We start from the raw sequence: 11,344 nt of genomic DNA, 5'->3' as shown, positions 1-11,344 counted from the left end.
CTTAAAGCCGAAGCTTCTCAAAAAGTAACAGAAAAACTTGCTTAAGCCGCCAGAGGAACCAACTTCAAACTATCCACACAGGGATGGATTCTCCGAATACAAAAATTTCGAGAGGGAATTGATCTCTGGTTTCTTATACACTTTTTTCTGCTGAACGCATTATATCATGTCAAGGTAAATATGAAAACTCGGGAATCTCGATTACAAAACGGGATTTTCGTTTACAAAAGGGGAATCTCGCTTACAAAACAGGAATCTCATTTACAAAATGGGATTCTTGGAGTACAAACGGGACTCTCGGGTTGCTATTTACCGTAACTACTCTGATGATAGCAAAAAATGGGCAAAATTCAATAAATATTTGCTTTTTTTTGTTCTTTTGGGGTTATAAAATATAGATATAGCGGCGTTTTTTGGGGCGCATAAATATACGGTTTTTAAGCGAAAGGAGCTAGATATAAATGGAAAATTTTACATTTTATTCACCTACATGTTTTGTATTTGGTAAGGAAACAGAGAACGAGGCAGGCAGCTATGTTAAGCGTTTCGGAGGAAGCAAAGTACTGATCCATTACGGTGGAGAAAGCGCAAAGCGTTCAGGACTTCTTGACAGAGTTCAGGATTCTCTTAAGAAGGAAGGAATCGACTTTACTTTACTTGGTGGTGTTAAGCCAAATCCAAGAAGCGGACTTGTATATGAAGGTATAGATCTTTGTAAGAAAGAAGGAGTTGACTTCATTCTTGCAGTAGGAGGAGGAAGTGTTATCGACTCAGCAAAGGCTATTGCTGCCGGCGTTGTTTATGATGGTGACTTCTGGGATTTCTACAGAGGAAAGAGAATCGAGAAGGCTCTTCCTGTAGGAACAGTTCTTACTATTGCAGCTGCAGGTAGTGAGGGAAGCCCTGATTCGGTTATAACAAAGGAAGAAGGTATGTTCAAGCGTGGTGCAAGCGGTGATGCTATAAGACCTAAGTTCAGTATCCTCAATCCTGCACTTACACAGACACTTCCTGCTTATCAGACAGCAGCCGGAATTACAGATATCATGGCTCATCTTTATGAGAGATATCTTACTAATTCAAAGGAAGTAGAAGTAACAGACAGACTTATCGAGGCACTTCTCTTAACAATGAAGCATGAGGGACCAAGAGTTATCGCTGATCCAAATAATTATGATGCAAGAGCAAATATTATGTGGGCAGGAATGGTTGCTCATAATAATACATGTGGTGTCGGAAGAAGTCAGGACTGGAACAGCCATTCAATCGAGCATGAATTATCTGCATTATATGACTGCGCTCACGGAGCAGGTCTTGCAGTAACTATGCCGGCTGTATTTAAGTATGAGATGAATCACAATATCATGAGATTTGCTCAGGCTGCAGTACGTGTATGGGGATGTCAGATGGATTTCGAGCATCCTGAAGTAACTGCTCTTGAAGGGATCGAGTGCTTCCAGAAGTTCCTTATCTCTCTCGGAATGCCTAAGAATTTTGAGGAGATCGGTGCTAAGGAAGAAGATATTCCAAAGCTTGTTGAAGTATTATGTCGTGGTGACGGAAGACAGGGAAGTATCTCAGGATTCGTAACACTTAACGAAGAAGATTGTACAAATATTTATAAAATGATGATCTAGGATAAATGCATCCTTTGTAACCGGACCGTATCATTGCTATTTTCCCAGGGGGTACAGATGTAAAAGATGATATTTTCATTTAAAGAAGTCTGTATTTGGGGTGGCAGTAGGTCCGGTTATTTTACACATTAAAATAATAAAAAAAGAGGTGTAAAAAATGATACTTGGCGGAACTGTAACGGGTGAATTTAAGACACCCGAAGAATGGGAAGAACTTCTTATAAGATCTGGATTTAAGGCAATCACTGCTCCATTTTGCTGTGAAGATGATGAGAATCTTATACGTAAATACATGGATATCATCGAAAGAAATCATGTGAAGATAAGTGAGATTGGCGTATGGAGAAATATTCTTATAGGACAGGATATTGATTATGCGGTAAACCAGCTGAAACTTGCTGATAAACTCGGGATTGAGTGCTGTGTAAATATTGTGGGAACTGTAAGTAGTCTCTCCTGGGATGCAGCGGATGTGTCCAATTTTACAGATGATAATTATGTGACAATAGTTAAGAGTATTCGACAGGTGATCGATGAAGCGGCACCGACAAAGGCTTATTATACCATCGAGCCTATGCCATGGATGATACCTGACGGACCGGACGTATATCTTAAATTGATTGATGATGTGGACAGAGAAAGATTTGCTGTTCATATGGACTTTGTAAATATGATCAATTCTCCGAGAAGATTCTTATGTGCATGCGATTTTGTGGAAGACTGTTTCAAGAAGCTGTCTCCATTTATAAAGAGTACTCATATAAAAGACAGCAGAATGGATGTTACAAAATATACAACACATATTGATGAATGTCCTCCGGGAGAAGGAAATCTTGATTATCCTAAGATCCTTCAGATATTGGACAAATATCTTCCGAAGGATGGAGCAATCCTTCTTGAACATATGTCGACATTTGAAGAATATGATAAAGCATTTAAGTATGTTAAAAATGCAGCCGAAAAAGCTGGAGTGGAGGTATAGATATGAATGAAGATTCTATTACAATAGCAAGAAAATATATGGATTCTCTTGTTGTTGAGAGCAGGATTATTGGCGCAGAGAGACCATCATCCAAGGTTACATTTTGCGGATTTACATTTGATACACCGATCATGACTGCGGCCCTCAGTCATCTTGATCTTAAGTCAATGGCTGAAGGTGCAGCGATGCTTAATGCACCTGTCAGTATCGGAATGGGCGACAATGCTGAATTAAAGAGTGTACTTGAAACAGGTGCTCATGTTATGAAGGTCATAAAGCCATACAAAGATAAAGACGAGATACTCAGCAGGATTGAGTTTGCCCGTGAAAATGGTGCAATGGCTGTCGGAATGGATGTGGAGCATTCTGTAAATGTGGAAGATGATGAGGACTCGGTTGTTCTCGGTAAGGAAATGAAGCTTCCTACACTTGCGGAACTTAGAGAATATGTGGAATTTGCGAAGATTCCATTTTTCATAAAGGGTGCTTTCAGTCTTCATGATGCAGATAAGGCTATGGAACTTGGATGTAAGGGTATCATCATGAGTCATCACAACGGACTTATGAGATGTGCCGTTCCTCATCTCATGATCCTTCCTGACATAAGAAAGCATGTGGGAGATAAACTCAGCATCATTATTGATGGCGGTATTGAAAGTGGCTTCGATGCATTTAAGGCACTTGCTCTTGGAGCAGACCTTGTATCGGTTGGAAAGATTCTTATCGATCCACTGAAAAATGAAGGCGCAGAAGGCGTATGTAAGACAATGAAGAAGATGACAGGAGAGCTTCGCGCTATGATGCTCAGAACTTCATCGAAGGATGTTGTAAGTATCGATCCAAGTGTCATTTATCATTTGAATCAGTAGATAAAGGCGTAAGAGCAGAAAAAGTATTAGGAGGATAGAAAGATATGAAGGTATTATTTATTGGCGGAACAGGAACTATAAGCACAGCTATAGTAAAGAGATTGATAGAAGAGATGAAGTGGGAAGTCTGGCTCATCAACAGAGGGAACAGACCGGAAGCTATTCCTGAAGGCGCTCATCTTATAAAAGCAGATATAAATGATGAGGCAGCAATTGCCGAGAAGATCAAAGATCATAAATTCGATGTTGTAAGTGATTTCATCGCTTTTACAGTTGATGCTGTTGAGAGAGATTACAGACTTTTTAAGGGTAAGACTTCACAGTATATGTTCATTAGTTCAGCTTCTGCATATCATAAGCCTGCAGCAAGTTATATTATTACTGAAGGAACAACACTTTCAAATCCTCATTGGGAATATTCGAGAAATAAGATCAAGTGCGAAGAATTCCTCATGGATAAGTACAGAACAGAAGGTTTCCCTGTAACTATAGTAAGACCAAGCCATACATATGATGAGAGAAATGTTCCTCTCGGTGTCCATGGTAAAAATGGTTTCTGGCAGGTTATCAAAAGAATTATGGATGAGAAGCCTGTTATCATTCAGGGAGACGGAACAAGTCTTTGGACAGTTACATGGAATGCTGATTTCGCTGTAGGTTATACAGGACTTATGGGAAATCCTCATGCAATCGGTGAAGCATTTAATATTACTTCTGACGAAACTCTTACATGGAATCAGATCTATCAGACAATAGCAAATGTACTTGGTAAGGAACTTAAGGCTTACCATGTAGCTACGGATTTCCTTATTGCCTGCGGTGATAAATTAGGATTTGATTTTGAAGGTAGCCTTGAAGGAGATAAGTCAGTTTCAGTTGTATTTGATAACAGTAAACTTAAGAAGATCGTGCCTGATATGAAGACAAGAGTTCCATTTGACAGAGGTGTGAGAATTGCTCTTGATCATGTTCTTTCTCATCCTGAATGTCAGGTTGAAGATCCTGAATTCGATCAGTGGTGCGATAAGGTTATTGATGTTCTTGAGAAAGCAAAGTTTTAATAAAGGAGTAAATAATGAGTAAAAATGCAGAACTTATAGAACGCGTACTTGTTGAAATAGGATATAAAGAAAATTAATTCTGATCACTTGGCAGATCCTGGTGCCAGAGATATGCATTTCTACCCTGTTCTTTAACGGTATATAATGCTGAATCGGCACATTTCTGAAGATCTGTCAATGTAGATGCATCATAAGGATATCTTGCGGCTCCGGCACTGAAGCTTATTACGAGTTTCTTGTCAGAGTCGTTTTGTTCATTACTATCGGTAAGATGTATAGCATGCACATCATCGGTAGCCTGTTTTAATTTTGCAGTTACATTATCAACCGAGCTCATATGAACAAGGACTACGAATTCATCTCCACCGTATCTTGATATAAGAGCATTATCAGAGAAATTCTTATAAAGCACATCCGAAAATTCAGTCAGGAGTTTATCTCCGATATCATGTCCGTAGCTGTCATTTACCTGCTTAAAGTAATCGATATCAAAGAAGATAAGCGCTGCTTCTTTGGATTTGGAAAGCATATAGGTTGCGGCAAGTTCAAATGCGCGGCGGTTCAGCGCTCCCGTAAGCGGATCATTTATAGACAGCTGGCTAAGTATCTTATTCTCACGTTTCCATGACGAGTAGAACTTCGAAATGAGTACGAATACTATCACAAGGAGAACGAGAAGGAAAATGATAACATGGTTTCTGAAAACCTTCATAGTTGCCGAAAGAGCATTGCTCGGAATACGAACAACCACATACCAGCCGGGCATTGATTCGATGGCTGAACAGAACTGTGAGTAGTAGGTTTTCTGAATCTTATAACCGACAGAGGCACTTGGTTCCCCTGCAAGCATCTTATTGTACCATTTATCATAGTCAGATTTATCATCTGCATTGATATCACTCATTGCAAGGAGTGCATTTGCCCAGCTTCCTGAGGCATGCGGATCCGATCCGACGCATTGGATTATATTTGAAGATTTGGCATCCATAAGCCAGATTTCAATCTCGTTGTTAAGGGATTCTGTTGTGGCAACATCCTGAAGAGTCTTGAAAAGATAAGTAAGATAAATGTATCCCTGCTTAGATCTGCCATAAGTAAACTTAGCGAAAATTGTTATTACAGGCTGACCGAGTTTTGTTGAACGATATGGTGCGGAAATAGATACGGGACTCGCCAGCTTTGCAGTTTTGAGAAGATTCCATTTTGCGAATTCTGTCTCTTCGGTATCTTTAGAATAAATCTTGTCATTTTCATCGATGAAGCCGATGCTTTGGATTTTTTCGGCATCATATGTCTTTAAAATTTCATATATTTCTTCCGGAGAATCGAAGTCCTGAATCGAAAGAATGGAAGAAATGTCCCGGGCTGAATCTGTCATAAATGAGATGGAATTACTCATTTTCTCAGAAAAGAGAGTGCAGATTTCTCCGGACAGCTTCTCGTCATGCTGTCTGATAAGACTGTTGAATGTCGAAATCAGCATAGCGATAGCTACCAAAAATATAACCAGGCATATTGCTATTACGGAATGATATGATTGGCTACCTTTTATTAATCTTATATTATTTCTGTTTTTATTGGAATCGATCTTTTTCATAGGCTTAATTTGTATCTATTACTGATTTAACTTCAGGGTCTTCAAGGTTATCTATATTTACAATTACAACTCCGGTATCTTCAAATTTAACATCATTCTTGTAGCCGTTTATAAGTTTAAGTGCTGTCTCAACTCCGTTGTAGCTCATCTGATACTGTCTCTGGAGTATGGTTGAAGCATGATATTCCGGTGTTTCAATGAGCTGTTTTATCTCATCAGAGTAATCAAAGCCGACAACGACAATATCTTTAGAATTGTTGGCCAGTACGGATTTGGCAATGACTTTGGTAGGTCCGTTATTTGTGGCATATAAGCCATGGAGATTCTCATTTTCAGCAATCAGAGAATTTACATATTTATCTCCGAGAGATATATCTCCGTTGCAATTCTTGATATCGGAAATAATGGTCCATTTACTGGGTGCATGCGTAATCCAGTACTGATAGAAACCTGCAAGTCTTTCGTTGATGGTCTGGGATGAACTTTGTCCGACAAGTATTCCGACAGAAAGCTCTTCATTTTCGGAAAAACCGGCTTTATAAAGCTGATTAAGCATTTCATCTGCTGCAATATTTCCGGCATACAGGTTATCGGTCATGTAGCAGACATCATATCCATCTGTATTTGCAGCGGTATCCACCAAAACTATTGGTATATTTTTTGAATGGATTTCTTCGATTTTGGCTGAAAGCCCTATGGAATCATCAGGCGAAAGGATTATAGCATCCGCTCCAAGACTGACACATTTATCGAGAAGCATCTCCTGATTCTTCCAATCGGTTTCCTTATAAGTACCACTGTAATAGACGTTGCAATTGAACTTTTCGCCTGCATCCTTGGCGCCTTTAACAATGGTATCCCAGTAATTACTGTTTAGAACCTTAATAATAAGATATATGTCATCTCGCCCTTCGACTATATCGGTAAGAGGCTCAAAATCCGGTACAGTCTGCTCTTCTTGAGTATTATTTTGTGGATTGTCTTTTGAACATGAACATAATGAAAACAAGAGGAGCATTGCAAAAACATGTATTAATACAGATTTTATTCGCTTCATAGAAATCCTCCCGTTAAGATGAAACATAAATGAATTGTAATACAATTCAATGATTTTATACATTAATTATATAACTATTTGAGGAATTTGTACATATTTTGAATCGTGGATATCTGAAAAAACAAGTGACGGAGGATGTAGGAATTAAAAAATCTAATTGGTAAAGGCTGCGACTTGGGTATATAATTTTGAAAAGAAAAATAAAAAGAAAGTATAAAGGATTTATTATGGCAGGAAAGATTTATGGAGTCGGCGTTGGAGTCGGTGATCCGGAGGATTTAACACTTAAGGCAATAAAGATAATAAAAGGCTCGGATGTGCTTGTTTGTCCAAGAAAAGATCAAGACAAATGCAGAGCATATCAGATAGTTAAGCAGGTTATTCCTGAAGTTGATGAGATAGAAACTATTTCATTTGAATTTGAAATGATCAAAGATAAGGTTCGTCTTGAGAATATTTATGAGGATATTTATAAGACTGTGAAGAAGCTTGTTCATGATGGGAAAGTTGTAACCTTCCTAACGATAGGGGATCCGGCTATTTATTCGACCTATTCATATATTGCTGAAAGGGCGAAGAAAGACGGGGTGGAAACTGTCTCAATAAGCGGTATTTCGTCCATCAATGCCTGTGCCAACAGATTGGGTATTAATCTTTGCTGCGGCGATGAGCAGGTGCATATAATCCCAAATTCCGAAAGTGTGCTTAGTGCTCTCAGTCTGCCGGGAACAAAGGTGTTCATGAAGAGCGGCAGAGATATAATTAAGATCAGAGAGATTCTTCTTGGAAGAGATGATATAGATGTCTATGCTGTTTCCGGATGCGGAACCAAGGATGAAATATGTTACAGATCCGCCGTGGAATTTCCTGACAGCGGAGAATATATGATGACTATAATAGTCAAAGAGAAGTAATTAATTGCTAAGCACTATTTTTGACTGTACCTAATCCCGTTGATTTCGTCAAGAATTACGATAAAATGGGTATATAATTATATTCTGGTAAATGGATGAAGCGATAGCGCATTATCCAAGAAAATGATAAGGAAAGGAGAGTGGACTATATATGACTGAACATTCCGAAAAGAATTATGCATTAGATCATATATTCTTGTTTTATCTGTGTGCTGTAGGAATCGGAACATTTGGAATGATGGGATTGATGTCATTTTTTTTATGGCTTTGCATCATTACATTTCATGAAATTTCGATATATCCAATTGCATATCCGTTTTCTATAATATGTGGAATGGTATGTTTAATGGCTTTTATTGCCCTAATTGCGCTATGGATTATTATATTTAAAAAAAGGCACGATAAACCCAGGTTGTTAGGCATATCTTTTCTATTAGTCTTCGCCGGAAGTGTTTTGGGGTATTGTATCTTTAAACTTCTGCACGTGCTAAAGGATGTTTTCTTCTAGTAGAATTTTTCTTGTTTTTGTTTTATTTCACCATTCATTGTTCTGAACTTATTGAATAGAAATAATCCATATGTGAAGAAAACAAAAAGATGCACTCAGAGCATCGAAGCACATATTACTGATAACGGGGAAATGTTTCTTTGTGAAAGTTTTTCCGTAAAACGGAAACGAAAAAGTGTCAGCACTGTTGACACAATTGAGCTGGTCATGTCATTTACTGATAATGTCAGGCTGTAAGGCCGATGAGGAAAGTGAAAATAGCCATGGATGAAAGAATACTTCAAAAGATTCTGACAAAAGAATATGGGATAGATTCCCCTTCTTTGGAATTCTTGAGAGAAGGTGGCAGCCATACATATGTTGTGAACGGTAAGAATAAATATCTGCTTAAGGTTATAGGCTCAGCTTTTTCAGATACCGCAAGGCAGTCGATATCTATTATGAGATATCTTGAAGGAAACGGATTCCTGGCGCCTAAAACAATGCTGACAAAGAGCGGTGAAGCTTTTTTCGAAACGGAAACTGATGGTGAGAAAAAACTAATCGTTCTTATGGAATTCATAGATGGTAATGAGCCGGATATGGAAATATGCGCGGCAGATGTTGGAGGCTTGGTTGGAAGATTTCATCAATTGATGGAGAAGTATCCTGAAGATACTGTACCAAAGGAAAAAGAATTCTTCATTGGACGATATCTGGAATGCCTTCGTAAAAAGAATTACCCGCGCATTGCTGAGTATGAGGAATTGGGGGAGCGTCTTTGGGATAAGGTTAAGTATCTTCCGCAGGGCAAGTGTCACGGAGATCTTCACCGAGGAAATCTGTTACAGAACACCGACGGGCAGATTTTTCTTGTGGACTTTGACACCGTTTGCCGAGCTCCGTTCATGTTTGATGTCATGGTTATGTGTGACATGACAGATTATTTTAATTTGAAACTGGAAGATATTGCCCTGACCAAAGAAGTATACCGGAAGTTTCTTTCAGGATATTCGGGCTATCATGCACTAAGCCGTGAAGAAATCAGTTCTTTCCCATATTGGGTGGCAATCAGACATTTTCAGCTTCAGGCTACAATACTTGAGATATATGGTATCGACTGCATAGATGAAGGTTTTATCGACGGACAACTTTGGTGGCTTAATAAGTGGCAAGAAACGACGGAAGAATTCTTTTAAGCTACTCTATGATGTAATTAATCTTTTTTATAGGATAATAATGCGTTACTTTTGGAAAGTGTAAGTAAAGTTTATTTTCAGTTTTATACTCAATAGAATATGAGGAATATATAAATGAAAACTAGAATAGAAAAGATACGAGAAAGTGAAAGACAATCGCATACGGAGATTTATTCAAAAGAGATTTTATATAATTCTGATAGTTGGCTAAAGAAACCTATTAAGACTGTTCAAGATATTGTAACTTATTTTGCTGATTATGATGCTCTTCGCGTTTTGGATTTGGGGTGTGGTGTTGGAAGGAACAGTATCTTTATTGCTGAGTGGTTCTCTGAAAAAAAATGCCTTATAGACTGTGTAGATATATTGGAGATTGCCATTGAGAAACTGCTTACAAACGCACAAGAATGTGGAGTAACAGAAAGTATAAATGGTTATGTTGATGCAATTGAACATTATCAGATAAAAAAGGGAATATATGATCTAATAATAGTAGTTTCAGCTTTGGAACATGTAGAAAGCAAAGAAATACTATTGAAAAAACTTCAGGAAATGGAAGAAGGATTAAAGCCGAATGGAATAGTCTGTTTGGTCATAAATTCTGAGGTTAATGAAAGAAAAACAGATACTCTTGAAGAATTGGATCCCCAATTTGAAGTTAATCTTGAAACGAATGAAATTCAATCATATATAGAGAAGATTTTTAATAAATATGAACCTATAAAAAACTCGTTGAGTTATCAGGAATATGATATTCCCAGAGGTGAAATTATCAGCCATCTCACAACGAATGTAGTTACTTATGTTGGTAGAAAGATAATTACCTAAATCGATAACAAGAAATATCGGAATTAAACTAACAAAGAAAAGTGAAAAAATACGGATTGCCGAAATATATCGCGAGGTGATTTAGAGTATCCTAGAGAACAAAATGGTATGATCTGACAAAATTTCGCAAACGGGGAAATGTTTCTTTTTCAGATATCATCCATAATGGACATGTAAGCAGGAGGACGAAAGCATGGAATGGATTGAAGCATTACAAAAAGCCATCACGTATATGGAAGAACATCTACTCGAGGAGATTAACTATGAAGATGTAGCGAAGCAGGTGCATACGTCGAGCTACGAGTTTCACAGGGCTTTCAGTTTCGTGACTGGATTAACTGCCAACACGTATATTCGAAATCGCCGCCTTTCTTTGGCGGGAAAAGAAATTGTGGAGACAGATGCGAAAATCACTGATCTTGCAATGAAGTATGGCTACGATACACCGGAAAGCTTTACTAAAGCGTTCACAAGGTTTCATGGTATAGCTCCCCAAAAAGCCAGAACAGAAGTCTGCAAGCTGAAGCTTTTTAATCCGCTTACGATTACTATATCTGTGAAAGGCGGTAAGAATATGGATTATCGTATTGTTCAAACAAAAGAAAAGAAATTTATAGCATTGGTAAGAGAATTCAGCAACGGTATAATTAATGACGAAGCAAATCATGATGTGGCTGATTTCTGGGGAGAATGCAACAGTAAACAGATGCTTT

At 38.1% G+C, this 11,344-nt stretch carries 10 protein-coding genes; 8 read left to right on the top strand and 2 right to left on the bottom strand.

What is annotated here, in order from left to right; all coding sequences use genetic code 11:
• The first annotated feature begins 461 nt into the window (after positions 1 to 461).
• The 4 genes from B5D25_RS12440 (at position 462) to B5D25_RS12425 (ending at position 4,549) form a co-directional block, all read left to right on the top strand.
• The gene (locus B5D25_RS12440) at positions 462 to 1,637 is read left to right on the top strand and encodes an iron-containing alcohol dehydrogenase (protein WP_078788286.1); all 1,176 of its coding nucleotides are present in this window, start codon (positions 462 to 464) and stop codon (positions 1,635 to 1,637) included.
• Between the two features lie 157 nt (positions 1,638 to 1,794).
• On the top strand, positions 1,795 to 2,619 hold the full coding sequence (locus tag B5D25_RS12435) for a sugar phosphate isomerase/epimerase family protein (RefSeq protein WP_078788285.1): 825 nt from the start codon (positions 1,795 to 1,797) through the stop codon (positions 2,617 to 2,619).
• A 2-nt stretch (positions 2,620 to 2,621) separates the two neighbouring features.
• On the top strand, positions 2,622 to 3,488 hold the full coding sequence (locus tag B5D25_RS12430; RefSeq protein ID WP_078788284.1) for an alpha-hydroxy-acid oxidizing protein: 867 nt from the start codon (positions 2,622 to 2,624) through the stop codon (positions 3,486 to 3,488).
• A 44-nt stretch (positions 3,489 to 3,532) separates the two neighbouring features.
• The gene (locus B5D25_RS12425; RefSeq protein ID WP_078788283.1) at positions 3,533 to 4,549 is read left to right on the top strand and encodes an SDR family oxidoreductase; all 1,017 of its coding nucleotides are present in this window, start codon (positions 3,533 to 3,535) and stop codon (positions 4,547 to 4,549) included.
• A 73-nt stretch (positions 4,550 to 4,622) separates the two neighbouring features.
• Here the strand turns inward: B5D25_RS12425 and B5D25_RS12420 are convergent, their stop codons facing one another.
• Both B5D25_RS12420 and B5D25_RS12415 read right to left on the bottom strand, forming a co-directional pair.
• Positions 4,623 to 6,146, bottom strand: a complete 1,524-nt coding sequence (locus B5D25_RS12420) for a sensor domain-containing diguanylate cyclase (protein ID WP_078788282.1) — start codon at positions 6,144 to 6,146, stop codon at positions 4,623 to 4,625.
• Between the two features lie 4 nt (positions 6,147 to 6,150).
• Positions 6,151 to 7,203: a substrate-binding domain-containing protein gene (locus B5D25_RS12415; RefSeq protein ID WP_078788281.1), complete on the bottom strand. Its 1,053-nt coding sequence runs from the start codon at positions 7,201 to 7,203 to the stop codon at positions 6,151 to 6,153.
• A 227-nt stretch (positions 7,204 to 7,430) separates the two neighbouring features.
• Between B5D25_RS12415 and cobI the strand changes: the two genes are divergently transcribed.
• The 4 genes from cobI to B5D25_RS12390 form a co-directional block, all read left to right on the top strand.
• Entirely contained in the window at positions 7,431 to 8,117 is a 687-nt protein-coding gene (gene cobI, locus B5D25_RS12410; protein ID WP_078788280.1) for a precorrin-2 C(20)-methyltransferase, read from the top strand.
• Positions 8,118 to 8,867: 750 nt separating this feature from the next.
• Complete coding sequence (locus tag B5D25_RS12400; RefSeq protein WP_078788278.1) at positions 8,868 to 9,803, top strand: phosphotransferase enzyme family protein; 936 nt, start codon at positions 8,868 to 8,870, stop codon at positions 9,801 to 9,803.
• Between the two features lie 114 nt (positions 9,804 to 9,917).
• Entirely contained in the window at positions 9,918 to 10,631 is a 714-nt protein-coding gene (locus B5D25_RS12395; RefSeq protein WP_078788277.1) for a class I SAM-dependent methyltransferase, read from the top strand.
• 193 nt (positions 10,632 to 10,824) lie between these two features.
• On the top strand, positions 10,825 to 11,344 hold a 520-nt coding region (locus B5D25_RS12390), incomplete at its 3' end, for a helix-turn-helix domain-containing protein (RefSeq protein ID WP_143405147.1).

Origin of the sequence: Eubacterium ruminantium, assembly GCF_900167085.1 — a bacterium.
Lineage (GTDB): Bacteria > Bacillota > Clostridia > Lachnospirales > Lachnospiraceae > Eubacterium_Q > Eubacterium_Q ruminantium.
Note: the sequence above shows the minus strand (reverse complement) of the source record. Positions and strands in the feature narration are given on the sequence as shown.